The 20,986-nt window shown below is 42.8% G+C and carries 13 protein-coding genes and 1 tRNA gene; 8 read left to right on the forward strand and 6 right to left on the reverse strand.

Annotated features, from left to right (window positions below; all coding sequences use genetic code 11):
* Window positions 1-58 precede the first annotated feature (58 nt).
* A complete protein-coding gene (locus MKY75_RS06970; protein ID WP_029516451.1) occupies window positions 59-817 on the reverse strand; it encodes a DUF2087 domain-containing protein in 759 nt (252 codons plus the stop codon).
* Between the two features lie 358 nt (window positions 818-1,175).
* On the opposite strand from MKY75_RS06970, the gene MKY75_RS06975 reads away from it, so the two are divergent.
* The 3 genes from MKY75_RS06975 to MKY75_RS06985 all read left to right on the forward strand — a co-directional run bounded on the left by MKY75_RS06975 (window position 1,176) and on the right by MKY75_RS06985 (window position 9,584).
* Window positions 1,176-3,191 carry a fibronectin type III domain-containing protein gene (locus tag MKY75_RS06975; protein WP_340887072.1) on the forward strand — a complete coding sequence of 672 codons (2,016 nt, stop codon included), beginning with the start codon at window positions 1,176-1,178 and terminating at the stop codon, window positions 3,189-3,191.
* An 82-nt stretch (window positions 3,192-3,273) separates the two neighbouring features.
* Entirely contained in the window at window positions 3,274-9,123 is a 5,850-nt protein-coding gene (locus MKY75_RS06980; RefSeq protein WP_340884803.1) for an RHS repeat-associated core domain-containing protein, read from the forward strand.
* A gap of 23 nt (window positions 9,124-9,146) precedes the next feature.
* Window positions 9,147-9,584, forward strand: coding sequence for a hypothetical protein (locus MKY75_RS06985; protein WP_340884806.1), 438 nt, complete (start codon window positions 9,147-9,149; stop codon window positions 9,582-9,584).
* Between the two features lie 847 nt (window positions 9,585-10,431).
* Here the strand turns inward: MKY75_RS06985 and MKY75_RS06990 are convergent.
* Window positions 10,432-10,644, reverse strand: a complete 213-nt coding sequence (locus MKY75_RS06990) for a helix-turn-helix domain-containing protein (RefSeq protein ID WP_016820594.1) — start codon at window positions 10,642-10,644, stop codon at window positions 10,432-10,434.
* A 284-nt stretch (window positions 10,645-10,928) separates the two neighbouring features.
* Between MKY75_RS06990 and MKY75_RS06995 the strand changes: the two genes are divergently transcribed.
* Window positions 10,929-11,333 carry a hypothetical protein gene (locus tag MKY75_RS06995; RefSeq protein ID WP_340884808.1) on the forward strand — a complete coding sequence of 135 codons (405 nt, stop codon included), beginning with the start codon at window positions 10,929-10,931 and terminating at the stop codon, window positions 11,331-11,333.
* 43 nt (window positions 11,334-11,376) lie between these two features.
* Here MKY75_RS06995 and MKY75_RS07000 read toward each other — a convergent pair whose 3' ends face one another.
* Entirely contained in the window at window positions 11,377-11,682 is a 306-nt protein-coding gene (locus MKY75_RS07000) for a hypothetical protein (RefSeq protein ID WP_318626831.1), read from the reverse strand.
* A 117-nt stretch (window positions 11,683-11,799) separates the two neighbouring features.
* Between MKY75_RS07000 and MKY75_RS07005 the strand changes: the two genes are divergently transcribed.
* A tRNA-Pro gene (locus MKY75_RS07005) sits at window positions 11,800-11,873 on the forward strand.
* A 222-nt stretch (window positions 11,874-12,095) separates the two neighbouring features.
* On the opposite strand, the gene MKY75_RS07010 is transcribed toward MKY75_RS07005, so the two are convergent.
* Window positions 12,096-13,367, reverse strand: a complete 1,272-nt coding sequence (locus tag MKY75_RS07010; RefSeq protein ID WP_340884810.1) for an MFS transporter — start codon at window positions 13,365-13,367, stop codon at window positions 12,096-12,098.
* A gap of 521 nt (window positions 13,368-13,888) precedes the next feature.
* Here MKY75_RS07010 and MKY75_RS07015 point away from each other — a divergent pair.
* From MKY75_RS07015 to MKY75_RS07025, 3 genes are all read left to right on the forward strand, one after another.
* Entirely contained in the window at window positions 13,889-16,780 is a 2,892-nt protein-coding gene (locus MKY75_RS07015) for a 2-oxoglutarate dehydrogenase E1 component (RefSeq protein WP_340884812.1), read from the forward strand.
* Window positions 16,781-16,785: 5 nt separating this feature from the next.
* Complete coding sequence (gene odhB / locus MKY75_RS07020; RefSeq protein WP_029516461.1) at window positions 16,786-18,084, forward strand: 2-oxoglutarate dehydrogenase complex dihydrolipoyllysine-residue succinyltransferase; 1,299 nt, start codon at window positions 16,786-16,788, stop codon at window positions 18,082-18,084.
* A 139-nt stretch (window positions 18,085-18,223) separates the two neighbouring features.
* Window positions 18,224-18,754 carry a YfiT family bacillithiol transferase gene (locus MKY75_RS07025; protein ID WP_029516462.1) on the forward strand — a complete coding sequence of 177 codons (531 nt, stop codon included), beginning with the start codon at window positions 18,224-18,226 and terminating at the stop codon, window positions 18,752-18,754.
* Between the two features lie 98 nt (window positions 18,755-18,852).
* Here the strand turns inward: MKY75_RS07025 and MKY75_RS07030 are convergent, their stop codons facing one another.
* Window positions 18,853-19,860 (reverse strand): alpha/beta fold hydrolase, encoded by a 1,008-nt coding sequence (locus MKY75_RS07030; protein WP_029516463.1) that lies wholly within the window; start codon window positions 19,858-19,860, stop codon window positions 18,853-18,855.
* 25 nt (window positions 19,861-19,885) lie between these two features.
* A complete protein-coding gene (locus tag MKY75_RS07035) occupies window positions 19,886-20,860 on the reverse strand; it encodes a type I phosphomannose isomerase catalytic subunit (RefSeq protein WP_340884814.1) in 975 nt (324 codons plus the stop codon).
* Window positions 20,861-20,986: the final 126 nt, after the last annotated feature.

Consider the following 20,986-nt stretch of genomic DNA (forward strand, 5'->3'; position numbering starts at 1 on the left):
TACCTACGAGCGTTGGGAATCGAATTATGCAAAATGCTGATTTCATAAGCGCCTAGCTTCAAGATTCCTTCAACCAATATTCACTGCCATCCGGTTTGCGATCCAACAGACTGTATTCAATCATATATCTTCGCACCGTGACATAATCGTCATACACTTCCTGTAAAATCGCATTGATATCCTTCTCATGATATATTTGTCCCTTCACAAAACGGCTCGCAATTTCACGCAGCACAATCAGCTTGTGCTTTTCTTGCATTTTAAAGGTCTTAAGGCGTCCGTCTGTACCATTCGGAAAATACTTCGTGAGTACCTTTTGTCTTTCGTCTTCCGTAATGTTATAGCGTTCGTCCACCATCCGTGCTCCTATGGGTACTTCTACAATGGCGGGAGCGTGACGATCTTTCTCCTTTAGTAGCTCCATTAATGTGAGAAATACTTTGGCCTGTCGTTCTTTTTCTTTGAGACCAAAGCGATGATTGCGTATGGTGGATGCGCTACCGATTCCGGTTTCCTTTTGAATGTCCGCATCGCCCATGCCTTGATAAAATAACTGAAGCAACCGATTCTGATGATCCGTCAGTCCAGTCAGCTTTTTGTCCAGACCGATCAAATAGTCAAAGACCGAACCGTACGTCCGCTCAATATGAAGTCGCATGTACCTCTCCGCGTCATAAAATACCCCTTGATCCTGATATATGATGCCTTGCTCAAATCGCTGTCCGTCCAGCAAGCAAATGACCTGCTCTCCTTGGCGAATATATCCACGCTTCAGTTCTTCGATACCAGCATTCCAGAATAGTTCGGAATGATCCATTTTAGCAAACACCTCGATTAAATGATGATTATTTTATAGACAATATAACATTTTGTTTATTTTAGATCAATGAGTGGGATGATTATTAAAGTATATTGGATATTCAAATTCATATAATGTTTAAAAAAGGATGTTATTATTTTAAACATAATTTATGGCAATTTAAAAATATTTATATATTTTTCTTTATTTCGACAATCTTCGCTATATACAAATTTAATACGACATTGTTATCATATGTAAATCAAAATACATTTTTCTGAAAGAGGGCGAAATATGATTGAATTATAAATTATTTTTAATTTTAGTATTCTTCTAACTAGGCATTACCACTATATTCAGGGGGATGATTTTGAAAATGAAATTTTTTTTAAACGAAGTGAGGCAGCGAGGAAAAGGAAAGAATGCTAAGACATTCGTTTTAACAATGCTGGGCCTATTTGTTTTTTTATCTCCGTGGAGCATAGTTGTGCTTCCTCAAGCAGAAGTGTCAGCAGCTTTTACGGGTGGAATACCAGATCTGTACCCACCACCAGACAGAGGAGGATCAATTGGACCTCCTGAAGAAAAGCCAACGCCTTCAGAACCGTCATCTACACATGAAGCAGTAACCTTGTCAGATGGTTCGATAGTTCATGTGCAAGCGAGTTCTCCCTACGTCACTTTCACTCGCAATAATGTAGTTGTTTATTCCAAAGATCTTGGATTTGCATTATCAGTTAAATTTTACTATGTATCTGTATCTTCTAATGCTATAACGGTTGGTTACTTTTATAAAGATGAGAGGGATGGAGCTAAACGTTCGGGGACTTTTACATACTCAGGGATTGTCTTAACCACTCCAGCCAGTCCACACATAAGTTCCAATATGACAGGGATGACGAATCAAAATGTCCTTATCCAATTGGACGGAGTACCTGGTAATTATCAACGAGAATATAAAATCGGTGCGAACGGTACGTGGACCACATATAATAGCCCATTTCAAGTATCCGACAACACGACCATTTTTGCTCGTTGTACAGATAATTACGGGAATATAAGCGCTGAAAACTCATTGGTGATCAACAACATTGATAAAACACCTCCTGCCCCACCGTCATTCAATAATAGCCCTGTGAATGAAGTAGCAAATAATATCAGAGTGACAATCAACTATCCTTCTGATGCATCGACAAGGGAATACCGTGTCAATCAAAGCGAATGGAAAGTGTACAACTCTCCCATTGATGTCAATGAGTATGGGACGCGTATACAGGCACGGGCAACAGATAGTGCCGGAAATGTGTCGCAAGTTACGGAATCGGTAATAAATTTGATTAATAGAACGCCAGTAACGATTAAGGGCATTCCAGCTACCATGATTGAAATGGATGAGGGAGCCTCAAATAAAGATTTATCCGAATATTTTACAGACCCAGACCAGCAGCAACTTCAATATTCGGGTACAAATTCCAACTCAGCTGTAGTTACCCATCAATTGGTCAAGGATTCAAAGGGAAATAACTCAATACTGAATTTGCAACCCCAAAGCTCGGGGGAATCCACGATAACGATTACAGCTACAGACCCGTTAGGTAAGTCTGTATCGCAGAATTTTGTTGTAAAAGTTTTGGATACCAAATATATAGAACAATTAGCCAAAGCTACAGCAGCGGTAGCACAAGCCGAGACAACCCAATTACAAAATGATGTAAATACAGCTGTAGAGCTAATAAATAAGCTACGTGAGCCAGATAAGGGCAGGCTTGTTGAAAGGGTAGTAGCAATACAGAAAAGCATTGAAACGAAAGCTGCCTATACTGAACAATTAAAGACAGCTACGCAGGCAGTTGAAAAAGCAGAATCTTCAAAATTACAAACGGAGATTAATATGGCCCGAGCTCTAGTAATGAATCTAAATGATTCAGACAAAGTACATCTTAACGGCCGTTTGGATCGCATACCAGCTATTGATGATTTGCCCAAGGATATAACAAGCCCTTCCAAACCTAAGAAATTAGCAGGCTCCAGACCTACGCCAGGCAGCATTGTTTTAACATGGGAAGCATCTACCGATGATGTTGGAGTCGTTAGCTATGATGTGTATCGTGATGGTCAACTGATAGGCAATACCAAGGAATTGACCTTTCAAGCGGACCAATTAGAACCTCAGAAAATATATATGTTTGCAGTTAAAGCTAAGGATGCGGCTGGTAACTATTCGGAGTTTAGCAATAATGTTAAAAGTGGCTTATCCAGAAAGTATAAATATGTTTATGACGCTAATGGAAGGCTTGAGCATATTGAACAAGATGGTCGGGTTGTTTTCCAATATCAATATGACCCTAACGGTAACTTGATACAGATGATAAAAATAGGCAGTTCTCAATAAATGATATGTAACTCAATTTTAAGTCGGAAATGGAGAGAAGAACTTGCGATTTAGAACAATAAGACGTCATATAGCAATGATCATGATTATCACATTTATTTTCAGTACAATTAGCGGCATTGTTCCTCCAAATGTGTTCGGTGCAGGAAATGACAGTTCGCAATATTCGGCGGATCAAATGGCTGCCCGATTTGGAGTCACATCATCTTTTCTTTCGGAACAATTAAGAAAAGGTTATTCATTAAATCAAATTTATACAGCGTTATATATGGCTGAACAGGATCATATAAGCTACGAGCAGGCAGTAGCTTCGTTATTTCCTTCAGAGGAAAACCAGTCACAGACTGTAACAAGTGACGTATATAATAAGCTATCGGATGCTCCACTAGATAACCTGATTTCTCATAGTGTTACAGATGATGTTTATCCAACTGATGATCCTGTTCCTACGAACAAAGTCACTGAAGATGTATATAAGACGGATTTCCTGAAACTAAATCTCATGGCGAATGTGCCACAGCTTCCACCTATTAGAGAGGAAGCGCCCGTTTACAATAAATCTTCTTTTAATGAAGCACCTTATTCTGTTGGCGATGATAAAGAATCGATATCCACTTTATCAGGTAGCTTATCGCTGCAAAACACAGATTTAACTCTGCCTGGACGAAACGGACTGAGCTTTTCATTGACGCGTCAATATGATACAAATCGTGCTCAATTTTTTGACAAAGGCGCTGAAATTGTCGACAACAGTGCTGCTGTGCAAAACTATTATGTCTACTTTAAGGCGATGATGAAACCTATTACTAAGTCGTACAAGGTAGCTTATCAGCAAAAAAGATGGGTACAAGAGGACACAGACGGTGATGGGAATGTTGATGTGAATACCTATAATCTTCAGCCGGAAACCAAAGTTATAGGCACATACACAACCTATGAAGCTGCTAGTCAAGCAGCGGGGCAAAAAATAACCTATACTACAGCTCCGGAGTCCAGAGTAGAAAAGGACTCTCAAACGGGAAAATGGGAGAAGGCTTTTCCCGATTCAATAAAGTACAGCAAAGATGGATTTACGGGAACCTTAAACAAAGATGGACAAGCCAGAGTCATCAAGGGATCTTATACAGGTCCTAGTTCTAAAAATATATTCTGGGAACAATGCAGCGTTATGAATACGTTCTACTATGATAGTGCGGGTAACGCTTCGCGATACTTTCCAGGTAGCCCGGCATGTGGAGACTCTAAAATGCATTATGACAGGGATTCATATGTAGGGGATTTAAGTTTATCATCTATGCTGGTTTATCCAAGGTGCCCCAGTTACGCTCCTGGTAGAGTAATGTGTACCGAATCAGGAACGGCGTATTATTCAGGAACAGTTTTCAATCAGGGAACTGCTGATACCCGAGAATGGAGGCAAGATTATAGCGGAACTGTTACCAAGCCCGGTTATACTAGCGATATTGGTTATAGCGAGTGGACAAGTAATGGAAAAGGTGGAAGGACAAGAACAGCCTTTACCATGGAAGGATCGCCGCAAATTGAAACGATTGTCTCAGAGGGTCTCGAAACGGCTGTTCGCCGACAGACAGCACTATTTACAACTATTGCTGAGGCTGAACATTACAGGGATTTAATTAACAGTAATCCTCAGACTGAAATTCCGAGTGACGATGGGAATAAATATTATATTGCAGCAGATGCGGACGCTACCGTTTTTGCTGAGATCGTAGCCTATCAACCTTCATTTATTTTTCAAAACCGTACCTATCCTGCCATGGAAGATCAATTGAGCCCTCTTGGCAAGGGGTGGTCCTGGAATTTGCCTTATGTAGAAACCAAGGAGGGCAAGCAGTACGTGCACTTGGGGGATGGTGGAAGCTATGAAATTGAGGGTGACCAGCTTAAAGGTTACGACTGGAAAGGACTGACCTTCACTCTTGACACTTCAGTAATAGTTAATGGAGAAAATTCAGCCTATGTATTAACTTCTGTGGATGGAATGAAAAAACAATATTTCTCCAAAGACGGTCAGTTGCTGCAAATTGAAGATGGATATCGTAACACGATAAAGTTCAATTATGAACTCAATGCTACTTATAAACGTAAATTGCTTAGTAAGGTAGAAGATGCGATCGGTAACTCGATTGATATTCAATATACGGCTACAGACGTTACTTTGTCTAAAGGAAACCGCACAGTTGTCTATCATAAACATACAGAACAAGGTGTTGAATTACTGGATTCAGTTACAGATGCCGAAGGCAGAAAAACGACATATTCCTATACATTGGCACCTGCCAAGTTTAATTTGAGTGCGTCACATCCAGAAAGACAAATCTCTAATCCGTACGCTTTGTTAACCAAAGTATTTCATCCTACTGGAGCCTCTACTTTGTATACTTACGAAGACCAGCCAGTAAAACGCTATATTGGCTCCAATTCGGTAAACGAGGCATATCGAGCGGTCTCACGTGTAGATCAAATCACATATCAAAATAATCAAACGGAAAACTATAATCAGGAAACGATTCATTATAATTCTGATATGGGTGAGAGCTATGTGAAAGATACTTCGTTCTCTACTGTAACAGACAATGGATTAGTTCGTTCGACCTTCAATTATACTAAAAAATTTATTAGTGCAGACACGCCACCACAGTATTACCTGGATCAATCTGTGTTTAAAGCAGGAGATTCTGAAAAGAGTACAGCTTATCAATACGGTAAGCAGGTGACAGGCAAAGCCTATACCGTACCTGTTCCGACCCGTACCTCGTCCAGCAATAATCAAAATGGAGACGTTTTGACAACTGCTGCTGAATATGATGATTACGGTAATATGACAAGCTCAGTGGATGAAAAAGGTTCACAAACTGCGTATACGTATGACGACAAGCATAGGATTAAAACCATTACGGAACCGATTGATTCTAACAGCACTGGAGTTACAGAGTACACTCGAAACCCGCAGGGGAAAGTAACACAGGCCATCGTCTCCAAGGATCATTCTGGGGGAGAACTACTACAAAAAGTAAATTATTCAGGTATTGATGCTTACGGAAATACAACGGTTCAGACGATTACGAACGGTAACAAGTCCGTGACTACAACCACGGAATACAGCAGTGGCTACGACCATGCTTTTCCTACGAAACAAAGTGTAGAGGTTACAAATATTGATGGAGAAAAATCTACGGTAACCATTCAGTCAGAGTATGATAAGCCAACTGGTTTAATCACTTCCTCGCTGGATGGGAAAGGTCAGAAAACTGAGTATCAATATGATGCTCTGGATCGCGTAAAGGCTGTAACCTATCCGGACGGTAAAAGTATCCATGTAGCCTACGATGATCTTGAGAACACTGTAACGGTTACGAATGAGCTCGGGATACGAACAAAAACACGTTACAATGCTTTGGGCTGGAATATCGAGTCAGGGCTGTATGAAGGTAACGATTATGTGATCAAATCCAAATCAGCTTATGACGTTAACGGCAGATTAGTATCCAGTGAAGATGCACTTGGGCACCTGACACGTTATGGCTATGACGCTTGGAGCCGTACAACGTCAACAGCCTACGCGGACGGATCACAAGCAGTAGTCGAGTATAATGATGCTCTTCGTCAAGTAACTCAACGAGATGGTGAGCTTAATGAACAAATTCAAATCTACGATAAATGGAATCGTCTGGTGCAAAACAAAGAGAAATCAGCAATGGACGGTATTGAGAAAATAACTTCCAAAGTAGAGTATGATGCTGTAAACGACCTGATTTTAAAACAAACCGATGCGAATGGTAATGAGACTCAATTTTCATATAATGCTTTGGGTGACCAAACATCTGTGACGGAGCCAAACGGCGAAACAACGAAGTACACTTACGATATGCTGGGCAATCTCACTCAGATCACATATCCGGATGGTCATGCCAAGGTGAAGGCGTATGATGAATTGGGTAGAGTGATTCAAACCAAGGATGAGAAAAACCAGGATGAGAAGCGTTATTTTGATACCAACGGGAACTTATCCAAGAAAACAGATCGCAACGGGAACGTCACTTCATTTGAATACGATAGCCGTAATCGGTTGAAGTCGCGTGTAGGAAAAGATGAGACGGTCAGCTACGTATATGACGCTGCGGGCAAACGCCTAAGCATGACGGATCAAACGGGTACAACATCCTATGCGTATGATCCGTATACGGAGCAATTAGATACCCTGTCTTACCCGGATGGTCTAAAGCTCTCCAATCAGTATGATGCTAATGGAAATCGAACTGAAATGACAGGGCCGTTTGGCGAGCAAGTAGACTATACGTATGATCAATTGAACAGATTGAAGACCGTAGGAAACACAAAAGATAAGCCTATTTCGGAATATTCCTATACCAAAAATGGATTGCTGGATTCAACAGTATCTGCAAATGATTATCGCCAGCAAAACAAATATAACGGGATTGAGTTAGTTGAATTAAAGTACACACGATCTGATGCGGAAACGAACAGCTTTCAATATAGCTATGATCCTGGTAAAAATATCACGAAGCGTATTCAAAATGGTGTAGAGGATTCATTTACGTATGACAAGCTGAATCGGATTGCTACCTCCACCGATAATCAGGATGCTTATTCGTATGATGCCAGAGGGAATCGTCTTACGATGGAAACGGAGAGAGCTCCTCATACGAAGCCGAGGGAGAATCGATTCGACGAGCAGAACCGATTGACTCAAGTCAAGATTAACGGAAAGCTCGTAGAGTACCGATACAACGGGGATGGATTACTGACAGAACGTATACAGGATGGCGTTCATACTCGATACTACTACGATGGGAACAGTGCCCAAATCATAGCAGAGGCTACGATTGAAAATGGAAAACCTGTTTTAAAAGCTAACTATATTCGAGGTCTCAAATTAGAGGCTATAGCCTATGCGGATCAAACAGAAGCCTATCCCGTCTATAATGGTCACGGAGATATTATTGAAATCAGGGATTCCTCCGGAGCGTTGTTGAATCAATATCAATATGATATTTGGGGCAATGAAGAAGTGAAGGAAGAAAAAGTCCACAACCCATTTCGGTATTCAGGCGAATTATGGGATGATACAACGGAATTACAATACCTTCGCGCCAGATGGTATGATCCTGATAGTGGAAGGTTTATTAATGAGGATGCGTATCAAGGAGAGCAGAATAATCCGTCAAGTTTAAATTTGTATACGTATGTCCAAAACAATCCATTGATTTATATTGATCCTAGCGGGCATTATATTTCAACTGGACCATTGGAACAGTTTAAATATGAATTAGAACTAGCTATGAAGGACGTACATTCTAAAAAGCAGGCCGATTATTGGCTGTGGAGAGAAGAAATAGGTAGTATTTTTGCTCCTGTGTATAATGACAATAACAATGAATTTAAATTTTTATTTGGGTTAGCGACCCAAACAAGCCCTTATGGAAATAGTAAAAAGAAGGCGGATTGGGCTAAGAGTTACCTACTAGAGGCTTATAGTGCTTATATCACAGGATATGTTTATGAATCTTCGGGTCTTGTTGGTACTGTGGGTTCCATGTTTGGACCTAGTAATGGTAGGAACACTGGACAAGCTAAAGCCAAAATTTTCAGTGCAGATGGAAATGCTGAGTTAAGGGCGACCAGACGGCCTGTATTTGATAAGTGGATGGAGAATGGTGTCGAAGTTGGTGGTCAAGGATTCAAAATGAATCAACATGCTTACAATAGGCTATTTAAGTCAGGTCGCAAAGATATTATGCCAGATGATATCACAACAGCACTTAGTAAAAAGCCAACTCCGGGTGAGCCAGGAAGCGTGATATATACTAATCCATCAACTGGAACTAAGGTCTATGTCAATCCAACAAGTAAAGAAATTGTTGGAGTTCAACCTGGCAGTTTCAAATAAAGAGCGAAAGGAGAACTTTAGTAGTGCTATTAAAAGAGATTGATGCAAACCACAGTATCTCTAGGGTGTCATGCACATACACTCCGTCTATTGAAACCTACAATATTGTCACAGATAATATGACGGATGATTGTAAACCTACTCAGCTTGGCAATGGATGTTGCATTTGGCTAAATGAGAAAGGGCAACTCGGAGAGATTGAATGTATTTGTCCAAAGAAATTCAAAGATGGAATTTCAACATATTTTCATCTTGACGAATGGATTGATGGGACACCTTCTTTCGAGATATCATCAATTGATGGTGATGTAGCCATTGAACACCTTGAGGATGGATACATTATTTGGCTATCGAGAAAAAGTAACGTAGAACTAGAAGTATCGCAAAGTGGAATAAGCTACTTGTTATCAGGAAATAAACTATCAGGTATAGTAGCTAAAAAAAGTGAAATAATTGAATAAACCATAATGGATTGTCATGCCTAGTAGGAATGAAGTGTTGCCTAAATCCATATAAGGAAATGGTAAGAGATTTGAAAGGGATTAAAGAAAGATAATAATAATTATGGTTTTTTATATTAACCACATGTAAAACTCTTGCATGTGGTTGCTTTTCATCTCAAGAATGAAAAGCACGACCCGAATCAGGATGATTATTCGTATGTGCCAGAGGGAACCGCCTTACGAGGGAAACGGAGAGATCTCCTCATACAAAGCCGCGTGAAAACAGTTTTGACGATCAGAACCGATTGACTCAAGTCAAAGTCGACGGAAAACTCGTAGAGTACCGATACAACGGGGGATGGATTGCTGACAGTCCGCATACAGGATGGCGTTCATACCTGATACTACTACGATGGAAACAGTGCCCTAAACCAAAGTCTTATACTAGCGTAAATCGTCCTGTTATCACTGGTTTGAGTATGGATGTGATGATGATCGTAACGAATAAAATGTACGCAATTTTTAAAGGGACAACATAACCCTGATACATTATTTGATAAATATACATGGGGAGAATTTATTTAAAATCGCCTGACAGGAAGGGAGTTTGATCATCGAATCTAATTTGAGTGGGAGATCGGTAAACAAGTATTTGGAGTATTATATAAAGAACAGAGAGCCGTAAGCATATTAACGGCTCTCTTCGTCGTCTTCTGGCAAGTATTTGATCAGCTCACCAAGGAGTACGCAAGGGGTCTACAAAGTGTATTTAGGGTTGGATAGGCAATTCGGGCGTTTGCATTGAAGGGCAGCTTTTAGAAAACCTAATTGAAACAGTTTCCCATAACAAGAGAAGTCCATTTTACTAATTTGTATCATCCTCTACATACTCGATAACATCTTGAACATGGCAGTCTAGAGCTTTACAAATTTTATCTAGCGTATCAAATTTCACACCGTCTGTTTCTTCGTTGTAAAGTTTGGTGATTCCGTTTCTATGTAATCCAGTCATGCGAGAAAGCTCGGCAATATTTATTCGTTTTTCGCCCATAATACGGGAAAGATGAATCTTTATCATATTTTCCTCCAGATAAATGCACTCTATAGTGTTAAAAAGAACCATCAAAGTATTGACAATAAACACTATTCAATGTATTCTAGAAACAGCAAAAATAACACTGGAATGTGCATTTTATTTATTGAGATGTTGTTTGTGAACGTCGTAGTAATATGCTTATCGTACCAAAACGTTTTACAATTAGCAATTAATTATCGTTCAACCACCTAGTTTGAAAAACTACCTGTAGAAGAAAGTATATTGGCAAATAAGAAACTTTGAACAAAGGAATGGAGCGAGGATGTATGACAGAATGGGTAATGGGATTGGAACGGGTATCCATGGCTCAGGGGCCATATGATTCACCTCATATGTATGAGATATGCGAAGGGGTTCTTTATGACCAACAATATTTCTTTTACCTCGAAAATGGCATACTGTGTTTGCGCCATGTGAAGAAGGTGGAGCAATCATATCATATGCATCTTTACTTGGATGGAGAAAGCGGAGGTTTGCAACTGGCAGAAGGTGTGCAAGGGGAAGTTATGCAAGTTGTCACGGAGATCATCGAACGCTTACGCGGCAAGGATGGACTGACATTTTTATTCGATGAACTGCTGTGGCTACATGGTAGGGGACCTATTGAATTAAACCTTTTCAATAAGAAGGATGAAGTGACCTTAGGTGGCAGACAATTTGCTACGAAATAAATGATTCTTATGCTTTATATCATGGAACTTGTCGAAATAAAGCTTATGATTTCACCGAATATATCAGTTGTTGACTGATGAAAATGAGCGGATTCCGAATCCATATGGTCAATTCCAGCATCACAGCATCGGCAGAAGGACTAAAGCCCCAATCACCTCCGAATAAAATGTTTTGCTGCTGCTCTAATATAGGTGACTGAGGTTCTTCCAAGCCATACTGTTCTTTGAATCTCTCTTTCGTTTCATGATCTATGACAAGGTTATCCTGTGCAAAGGTATAGCAGATAGGAACGCTTAACTGTATTAAAAGAAGTAATGCAATGGGGATAAGTAATTTTTTGCTTTGCATGGTTAGCTCCTATGATCTCTGTTTTTGACCTCTTAACGTGAAAATAATCCCTTTACAGGATTTTATGACCAGAATATAATAGTAAATAACAGCATCGATCTACATACACTGGGTTATCGGGGTATAGCGCAGCTAGGTAGCGCGCACCCTTGGGGTGGGTGAGGTCGTGGGTTCGAATCCCGCTACTCCGATTTCAATCAAAATGTCCTGCTGATGCAGCTAATGCGTCTGCCGGGCGTTTTTTTTTGAATATTACATACCCTATTAGTCTTTGTCTCTACTGGGTTTTGACGAGCTAGTCGTATGCAACGAATGTATGAAGCCACCTCTGAACTGGATTCGGAGGCAGAAGTGGCAACTCAACAATCGCAATCGCTGGCGGAATGGTCTGCTGTATGACTTTTTTAATTTGCCTATAAAGATTCCTGAAGGGTCTTGGAAGAAGTACTGTAATCAGCATAACGGGGAAGCACAATAGTGTAGTATATTCCTACAATAACGGTACAGATCCCAACTAATAAAAACAAGACTTCAATTGAAATAAATGAAGGAAAGCTTATAGCAATGAAACCTAATGTAAGAGACTGGGACAGCATCATTAACGGATTAATCAAACCTTGCACACGTCCCATCATTTGAGGATCTACAATACGAGGAAGCCATCCTCCTATACCAATGTTAATGAACGGAAGTATCAGTGCGATGACAAAGTTGATAATCAGGAAAGCATAGATGTGGTTAACAAATCCAAGTGTGCACATACCCATTCCGGCTACCAGAACTCCCGCTGCAATCATTTGGTGTAGTTTTAGCTTGGCAGAGATGAGAGAAGCGATTAGGGTACCAAGCAACACACCAGCCCCAAAAATAATACCCGTCCATACCATATACTGCTCGTAATTGCCTGGAGCTAGCTTGTATTTAAGAATAAACATCGGTAAAACGCTAAAACCACCATTTAAAATACCGAACATAAAAAAGCCTGAAACCAACCAAAGCAATAGTCTGTTGCGTAATATGTAAAGAAACCCTTGTTTAAAATCGATCATGACAAGTTTGAATTTTAATTGTTTGAATTGATGTGCCCCGTTCGGAAGGCGTACTTCCTTTGGAATTTTGCAGGAACGAATAAGCAGTGCAGACACAATAAAAGAAACAGCATCAATTAGGATGGCTCCAGTAATTCCAAAGTGCCAGTAAACGACAGCCCCGAGAGTTCCTCCGAATAGCATGAAAAGACTCCCCATCATTTGATTGAGGCCTGCGGCAATGGTGTAATCATCTTCGCTTAATATCCCCTGTATAATGGCACTTTCGGCCGGGAAGAAAAATTTGGAGGCAGCACTACGGATGAACAGGAGGGCAAATATCAAAGGAATCGAATCGACCCAAATAAAAATAAGCAAACATAAGGATAAAAAAGCGCTGATCCAGTCACAATTAACAGCAATTTTTTGTCTGTCCATCCGATCTGCCAGCACTCCAACTACGAGAAATACTACCAGCATAGGAAGCGAATACATTAACTCGGCAAGCGTTGCATAATAAGGCTGATTTGTAAACCGTTTCAACAAATAAAACATGAATGCAGTAACCCCGATAATTCCTCCCATTTGTGAGGCGAAGGTTGCCAGAAAAAACCTGACATAATTCTTGTTTCTGAGTACTTGTTTTAATCCAGTCACAGTTCCATCCCTTTCGCTTTCAAAGCGGTTTTTAGATGCCTAATTAAAATAATAGTGAAAAGTAGGAATATTGTACAGAAAAGTGACTTTAATGTCACTTTACGTTTGAATTTGCATCGTATCGGACCTTGTGCCTTTTAAATTCTGCTGTTGACGGTAATCATAGTGGGGTGGACTCGGAAGTTGCATTCAAACTCGTTTGGCGTTATGAGGTGCAACATAGACTAAATAACCAGCTGTTAGTTGATATTCGACGGCTGGTTATTTAAGTTGCCAGGTGTTTGATTACAGATTAGCCCGATTCATCTCATTTACGCATGGATATGTTGAGAAAAAGGAAATGCTCATAGCTAGAAAACTTTATACAATGGAAGAGGAATAAGAATTGTGAAATTCGACTTTTGATGAAGAATTTCATATAATGTGAGCATATTGTGAACAACTTAAATTGAAGATTAATAAAAAAAATGAAAATGATTTCCGTCCAGCTATGAATTTCAAAATTTGACGGAGGGAACGAGATGACAATGGAAGAGAGCAGCAGACAGGTACCTTGGCAGGCGTATTACGGACCTAATCTAGGTTATGTGCAGGACCAGTATGAAAAGTATGTAGCGGACCCCGGAACGGTTGACCCGGCTTACCGCGAGCTATTTGATCAATGGGGTGAGCCGCCACAATCCGAATACTCGGCTGCTTCCATGATAGACAACAAATTGCAAGGCCCCCCCACAAGCGCTTTGGGGCATCTTGATTCGAATACATTACAGAAAGCGGTTACAGCGGGTAAAATGGTATGGAATATTCGTGAATACGGACATTTAGCCGCCCAAATCGATCCGTTGGAACTGGATGCAGAGCAGGATACACGCTTGCTTAATCCAGCATCTTACGGTTTAACTGAACAAGACTTGAAGGCTTTTCCAGCTTCTTTAATATGGGATAACGCTCCTGCGGGAACACTTAACGGATGGGAAGCCATTCAACGGTTACGTGTAGCATACACAGGTCCGATTGCCTATGAATTTAGTCATATTCATAACGAGGAGGAACGCCGCTGGCTGAACAGCTATGCAGAATCCGGCTGGTCCTCCAAGCCCCTCACCACACAGGAACGCAAGTCGTTGCTGAGCAGATTGGTAGAAGTAGAACAGTTCGAAGAGTTTTTGCATAAAACATTTGTCGGACAGAAACGTTTTTCCATCGAGGGTAATGATGTGCTTGTCCCTGTTCTCGACGAGATTATTCGTCTAACCACAAATGCAGGAGCAAGTCATGTCCTGATGGGCATGGCGCATCGCGGCCGTTTAAATGTACTAGCTCATGTGCTGGGCAAGCCTTACAGTAAAATTTTCTCTGAATTTCATCATTCGCCGAATAAGGATTTGATTCCGTCGGAAGGTTCCACAGGAATTAACTACGGCTGGACTGGCGATGTGAAATATCATCTGGGTGCTGATCGTTTTGTAAAAGATGGGGGAGCGGTGCAGGCCCGTCTGACATTGGCGAATAACCCAAGTCACCTGGAATATGTGAATCCGGTGGTACAAGGATTTTCACGAGCTGCACAGGAAGACCGCAGTGAGGCTGGTTATCCGAAGCTGGATGTGAGCAAGGCAGCTACCATTATTATGCACGGTGATGCTGCTTTCCCAGGTGAAGGTATCGTGGCAGAATCACTTAATTTCACGAATTTGCGCGGCTTCCGCAATGGCGGTTCAGTTCATATTATTGTGAATAATCGTCTGGGCTTTACGACAGAGAGTGTTGATTCCCGTTCGACCCGTTATGCCAGTGATCTCGCTAAAGGCTATGAAATTCCAATTGTGCATGTGAACGCGGATAATCCCGAAGCTTGTATTGCAGCTGCTCGTATGGCTGGCGAATATCGCAATCGTTTCAAGAAGGATTTTCTGATTGATCTGATTGGTTACCGTCGTTATGGTCACAATGAATCCGATGACCCGGAAACAACACAACCGCTGGTATATCGTAAGGTGAAGAATCATCCGACGGTGAGCAAATTGTATACTCAAAAGCTGGTGAAGCAGGGGATTGTGGACGAAGCGTTTAATGCCGGCCTCATTGAAAAGGTGCAAAACAGACTGAAGGAAGCGCATGAGCAGGTGAAGAATCAACCGGAACAAGAGCCGGAGATTACTCCTGTGAAGGCGAAAAAGAATCAGAGTTCTGTGGTACGTACTGCAGTGGAATTGAAAAAACTGCGCCAAATCAATGAAAACCTACTCAAATGGCCACAGTCTTTTCACGTATATCCGAAGCTGGATCGAATTTTACAGCGTAGAAAAACCGCTCTGAACGAGGGTGAAAAGGTAGATTGGAGTTTGGCGGAGACGCTGGCTTTGGCTACCATTCTCGCAGACGGCAAGCCTATTCGTATGACAGGCCAAGATGCGGAGCGAGCTACATTTGCTCACCGTAACCTTGTGCTGCATGAGCCTGAAACAGGCCGTACACATTGCCCGTTGCATACATTGCCGGAAGCACGTGCTTCGTTCAGTATTCATAACAGTCCATTGTCTGAGGCATCTGTCCTTGGCTTTGAATATGGCTATAACGTGTATTCTCCTGAAACGTTAGTGATTTGGGAAGCACAATTCGGCGATTTTGCCAACTGTGCACAGGTTATTTTTGACCAATTTATTTCCGCAGGCCGTGCCAAATGGAGACAGAAATCGAGTCTGGTGATGCTGCTACCGCATGGTAGCGAAGGACAAGGACCAGAGCATACGAGCGCACGTCTGGAGCGTTTTCTCCAGTTGTCCGCACAAAATAACTGGACTGTCGCTAATTTGAGCAGTGCCTCCCAATATTTCCATCTGCTGCGCCGTCAGGCTGCATTAAGCGAAAGTGAGGAAGCCCGCCCGCTGGTGATGATGTCGCCGAAGAGCCTGATTCGTAATAATCGTGTCGCTTCGCCTGCTTCTGAATTCAGCGAAGGAGCATTCCGTCCTGTGTTGGAACAGCCTGGTCTGGGTGCACGTCCGGATCGTGTAGAACGCATTGTACTGTGCAGTGGCAAGATTGCCATTGATCTCGAAGAAGCATTGGAAAAGGATAAGAATGAGGCAGAAGAGCGTCTGCATATTATTCGTGTGGAGCAGTTATACCCTTTCCCGGAAGAGGAAATTCGGAATATTTTCGGACGCTTCCCGCATGTTAAGGAGTTCGTATGGGCTCAGGAAGAACCTAAAAATATGGGGGCTTGGAGTTACATTGAACCTCGCCTGCGGAATGTTGTGCCACAGGGAGCGGAAATTCGTTACGCAGGCAGACCAGATCGTTCAAGCCCGGCCAGCGGTTATCAGCAAGTACACAGCCTAGAACAACAGCGAATTATTCAATCGGCGTTGAAGCAGGATTCCAAAAACAATATTACACTGGGGAGGTAGCGGCTGTGAGCGATATTATAGTGCCGGCAATGGGAGAATCCATCACGGAGGGAACAATCTCCAAATGGCTTGTGAAGGAAGGGGATTCCGTAGGACAGGGAGATGTTCTGCTGGAGTTGGAAACCGATAAGGTCAATCTGGAAATTAGTGCGGAAGAAGCAGGTGTGGTGCAGAAAATCCTTCGTCAGGAGGGAGATACTGTGGTCATTGGTGAAGCTGTTGGTCTGATCGGAAGCGGCAGTGGTAGTGCGGATTCAACCGGTGCTGGAGAAGTTGCAGCGACTCAAGCGCCTGAAGCACCGTCCGTAGCGACTTCACCGTCTTCCGTAGGAGGCGGCGTTAAAGTAGAAGAAAAGTCTGCACCGCCTATTTCATCGAATAGCGACGGAAATGGCCAGACGGCATCACCATCTGCACGGAAGTTAGCGCGTGAGCGCGGGATTGATCTTGAGCAGGTACAGGGAAAGGACCCGCTCGGACGTGTATTCCAGGAGGACGTAAAAACGCATAACAGCGCTGAAGTATCACGTGCAGCATCTATACCTGCGTCTGCCGCTACTAGCAAGCCTGCGCCTCCGTCTCCAGCGCAAACGGAGTACAGCAAGCCTGTGGAACGCCAGCGCATGTCTCGTCGCAGAGCGACGATCGCTAAGCGTCTTGTTGAAGCACAGCAGACAGCTGCCATGCTGACCACTTTTAATGAAGTGGATATGACCGCCATTCTCGATGTGCGTAAACGCCGTAAAGATAAGTTTAAGGAAAAACATGATGTAGGCTTGGGTTTTATGTCCTTCTTTACAAAGGCAGTGGTTGGTGCTCTCAAGCGCTTCCCTACCGTGAATGCTGAAATTAATGGCGATGATATCGTACTGAAAAAATACTATGATATTGGGATTGCTGTATCTGCCAAGGAAGGTTTGGTTGTGCCAGTTGTGCGGGATGCCGATCGTCTTGGCTTTGCTGAGATTGAGAAGAGCATTGCAGATTTGGCTGGCAAAGCACGCTCCAATTCGCTTTCTCTGGCCGACTTGCAAGGAGGAACTTTTACCATAACCAATGGAGGTATTTTCGGTTCCCTGCTGTCTACGCCAATTCTCAATACGCCGCAAGTGGGGATTTTGGGAATGCATAAAATCCAACTTCGCCCGATTGCCATCGACGAGGAACGAATGGAAAATCGTCCGATGATGTATATCGCGTTGTCCTACGATCACCGGATTATTGATGGTAGTGAGGCAGTTCGTTTCCTGGTAACGGTCAAAGAATTGCTGGAAGATCCGGAATCATTGTTACTGGAAGGATAAAATAAATGAGGTAAGTGTATCTCCTCTTTACGTGTATGACAAAAGCAGACTCTTGCGAGTCTGCTTTTTTTCCTGCATAGTTATCACATAAGGCTACAGACATTACTGTCAGTAGATGTAGAGAAGGGCGGGAACTGTTTTGGACAAAGACTTGCGCTATCCGATAGGATCATTCGTTGTTCCAGACACCATTACAGAAGAACAGCTTATCGCATGGATTCACGACATTGCTGAATTGCCTGCACAGCTGCGTCTGGCGGTCGAAGGACTGAATGAGCAGCAGCTAAATACGCCTTATCGTGAAGGGGGCTGGACGATAAGGCAGGTAGTTCATCATGTGGCAGACAGCCATATGAACAGCTATATCCGTTTTAAGCTGGCGCTGACGGAGGATACACCGACGATCAAGCCATATGATGAGGGACGTTGGGCCGAAATACCAGACGCCAGGGAACTTCCACTGGAGCCCTCGTTGCAATTGCTAGAAGGACTGCATGAACGGTGGGTGACCGTGTTGCGATCGTTGGGAGAGGATCAGCTACACCGATCGTTTATTCATCCTGAATCGGGCCAGACGATCCGCCTGGAACGAAACATCGGTATCTATGCCTGGCATGGTAAACATCACACAGCTCATATTACTTCCCTGAGAGAACGAAATGCATGGTGATTTTTAAAACTAACCCAAATGGAAAATAAAAAGGAATAAGAAAAGAAACCTTCAATCCCACTTTAATCGTGGTTTTAAAGGTTTCTTTTCTTATTTCCTCACAAGGCTGATGACTTGGACGAGGTTGATTGTTCAGGTTCATCGGAGGCTCCAGACAATGTGGAAACAGAGGTCACCTCTGTATTAACATGACGGTCGAGCCAGTCTACGATGTCACTCATCACCTCGTCGCGGTTTGTTTCATGAAGCATCTCATGGCGACCATCAGGATAGAGGCGATACTCTATGTCCTGAAGCTCTAGGCTTCGATACATTTCCACTAGTGACAACACGCCTTTACCGAACAAACCCACTGGATCACGATCCCCGGCAAAAATATAAACTGGCAGTTTGGGATTGATATGTTTCAGCGAGGAAGGCCAATGGATTTCTTGCAATAGCCTGAAAAAATCCAGAAAAAAGCCTGTCGTGCAAATAGCTCCACATAATGGGTCGTGCACGAACTGATCTACTTCCTCAGGATCACGGGACAGCCAGTCGAACGCTGTGCGCACCGGACGAAAGGCACGATTAAAGCCTCCAAAGACCATAGCGTTGAGCAACATACTGCGATGATCCATTCCTTGCAGTTTGGCTTGCAGTAGAGCAACTTGCTCTCCGAGTTTTAGAAGACCACGTCTTCCGTTGGTTCCCGATAAAATAAACCCATGATACGTCTGCCGATCGTCATACATAATTTTCTGGGTTAAAAAGGACCCCATGCTGTGACCCAGCAAAAAACGAGACTGTTCAGGGAATTCCTTAGCCACAATTTCGCCTAGCTCCAGCATGCCATTTGCCATTCGATTAAACGCATCAGCTCCTGGCATACCCAGCTTATCAGGATCACCAGCCGTGCGCCCGTGACCGATATGATCGTTGGCATACACACCGTAACCGCAAGCAGTAAGCTTTTCGGCCAGTCGGATGTACCGATAGGACGTCTCGCACATACCATGCGAAATTTGAACAATCCCCTTAATGGGCAAATTCTGATCGGGCAGCCAGCGGTAGGCAAAAAGCTCTGTTCCATCATTTTCAGCGATGGTGAAGGTGTATTCCCGCATAATTAGACATCACATCCTTTAAGCCTTAAGGAAGATAAGATCTAAGTACGGTCATTCCGTCATTCAGCGTGTAACCGTTCAGGTTAGCGGGCAACAGGAAGCAATCTCCAGCTTTACAGGAAAGAGACTCGGTATTATTGTTCCATGTTATGGTCCCACTGCCTTCACAAATCACGAGAATGGTGAAGCTGTCTTCCGTTGTAGAAAGTGCCCAACTTCCATCTACGATACCCTTTTCCACAACAAAATACTCACAGGCTGCCAGCTGGAGCCATTTTCCAGGCTGTAAGCCGTCCGTTTTCATCGTTGTTGCGCCTGCGCCTGCGTAGGAGGTTACATTGAGGGAATCCTCGATATGCAACTCACGAGGCTTGCCATCCAGTCCGGGGCGATTATAGTCATATAAGCGATAGGTAGTATCCGAATTTTGCTGGATTTCAGCAACGACAACGCCTGCACACAGTGCATGTACGGTTCCAGCGGGGATGAAGAATGTATCGCCTGCTTCGACTGGAACCTGTCGCAAACTGCCGAGGATGTCCCCACTTTCAAGAGCTGTACGCAGACTCTCGCGGGTTACACCTTCGGTCAGACCATAAATAATCTTGGCATCCGGCTTGGCATCAAGCACGTACCACATTTCAGTTTTTCCTAATTCTCCGGCTGGAAGTCCTTTGTAATCATCTGTCGGATGCACCTGAACGGATAAGTCATCATTACAATCCAGTAGTTTGATCAAAAGTGGGAATCGTCCGCCTTTTTCCGATACACCCTTGGCCCCGAGCCAATCTTGCCCGTAGGTCTCGCGAATTTCATCCAGTCCTTTGCCTGCCAGCTCACCATTGATGACCGTTGTTGTTCCGTTTGGATGATCGGCAATCATCCATCCTTCCCCGATATGTCCTTCTGGTGGGGTTAGACCAAATTGCTCTAAGGCCCGTCCTCCCCAAACTCTCTCTTTGAACTCAGGTTGAAATTGCAGCGGGTATGGCTTTAGCATAATTTCTCTCCTCCATAATGAGTAAATGAGTGTGATCTAACAGAATAGGGAAATCAATAACGTGCTGATGGGCAATAAACTGGGATGAATAGCGCCCAAACGAGCTAAAAAAATGATATATGTAAG

Origin of the sequence: Paenibacillus sp. FSL L8-0663, from assembly GCF_038008125.1 — a bacterium.
Taxonomy (GTDB): domain Bacteria; phylum Bacillota; class Bacilli; order Paenibacillales; family Paenibacillaceae; genus Paenibacillus; species Paenibacillus polymyxa_D.